2 protein-coding genes are annotated in these 1456 nt (G+C 67.3%); both read right to left on the bottom strand.

What is annotated here, in order from left to right; all coding sequences use genetic code 11:
* Positions 1 to 716: 716 nt before the first annotated feature.
* Positions 717 to 1331, bottom strand: coding sequence for a hypothetical protein (locus tag M1E25_RS25360; protein ID WP_251419625.1), 615 nt, complete (start codon positions 1329 to 1331; stop codon positions 717 to 719).
* A gap of 59 nt (positions 1332 to 1390) precedes the next feature.
* Positions 1391 to 1456: adenosylhomocysteinase (locus tag M1E25_RS25995; protein ID WP_372501459.1), on the bottom strand; the 66-nt coding region annotated here is incomplete at its 5' end.

The raw sequence follows: 1456 nt of genomic DNA, 5'->3' as shown, positions 1-1456 counted from the left end.
GCCCCACAAGAACCACGTCTCATGAGGACTTTTTCAAAGGAACCTCGCCCCAGCCGAACCGGCCGGAGACGGGGTATCAACATATCTGGCGTTGACTTTTGGCACGCTGTTGAGTTCTCAAGGAACGGACGCTTCCTTCGAGCCCTTTTCACAGGCCCTCCGGGCGCTTCCCTTCGGTGTCCCCGACTCTACCAGACCCTTTTCCGTTCCGTTTCCGGTCCGAATTCGAATCCAATGGCCGTTGGAAGACCTTTGCCTTTCGGCTGCTCCGACTTTATCAGGCTCATTCCCGCTGACATAATCAGCGTTTCGATCCTGAGGTTCGGAGAGCTCCGCCCGGATTGAATCCGGCGATCGGAGCGACGTCGATTTTCACTGCTGAGGGTCACTCGCTACGAGTTCCCGGCAACCGTTCAAATCTACCTCCCGGTGTCACCGATGTCAACGGTGTTCGCGAGGCGATCAGGACACTAGCAGGTTGCGGTCCCCGCATGCACATCGCACCGCGCGTGGCGCCTTCACACTGCGGCGCGGTGGACGCTGCCGACCCTGTGACCTCGGACGACGGGGACCGACGGACACCACGGAGGTACGAGGGAAACGTGAGTTCCCCTGCGGGTTCCAGGGCCGACCCGGCCCTGGAACCCGGCCCACCGAGCCGGTTCCGGAGGAATCGGGGCGCACGTGACTCCGCCATCGGCCGGGAGCGACAGATCTCAGCCGAACCGGGAGGGCGGGGAATCGAGGTGCTCGAGCTCGACTCCCGGGGCCGACAGCACGACGTCTCCGGCGATGTGGACCGCGGCCTGCTCTCCGGTGTCGAGGTCGGTGACCCGGTACTCGTCGACGACGAGCGGCCCGCTGTCGGTGGCGTGTGTTGCGCTGCCGGTCAACGTCCACGACTGGTCGAGGGTGCGCGGCGCGAGGACGGGAGCGGCGAAGGAGACGAGACGGACGCGGGTGCCGGCTCCCCCGGCCCCGAGGCGCAGCAGCCGGGCCGTGGCGACGAGGAATGCGGGCGAGGCGCCGGTGAACGCGTGGGCCCGCACGTTGCCCTCGGTGGCCAGCTCGCCGCTCGGGTCCGTGCGGACCCAGGTCACGCCCTCCAGTGCGGCTCCACGGACCTGCCAGTCGGCGGCGTGCAGTTCGAGACGGATGGGGCGACCGAGTTCATCGAGGGTCAGATCGACGGAGCCGACGTGGTCACCGCCCGGGGCGGTGACCTGCGAGACGTATCGCCAGCCCGAGGGTCCGGGGGCGCAGTGGAAGTGCTCTTCCCCCAGGGGAGTGCGGTCGTGGGTGTCGTGGAGGGAGTAGCGGCCGCGGGGCATCGGTGGTTCCTTGACGAGCCGGGCCCCCGCCGGTGGCAGGGGCCCGGTTTCATCAGCTGTCAGTAGCGGTAGTGGTCGGGCTTGTACGGGCCCTCGACCGGGACGCCGATGTAGGCGGCCTGCTC

The organism is Streptomyces meridianus, from assembly GCF_023703325.1.
GTDB classification, from domain to species: domain Bacteria; phylum Actinomycetota; class Actinomycetes; order Streptomycetales; family Streptomycetaceae; genus Streptomyces; species Streptomyces meridianus.
The sequence above is the reverse complement of the archived record's forward strand: the minus strand, read 5'-3'. Positions and strand labels throughout refer to the sequence as shown.

Bases quoted from the DNA above. Each gene is read 5' to 3' on its own strand.
- M1E25_RS25360 (WP_251419625.1), bottom strand. From the start codon at position 1,331: ATGCCCCGCGGCCGCTACTCCCTCCACGACACCCACGACCGCACTCCC.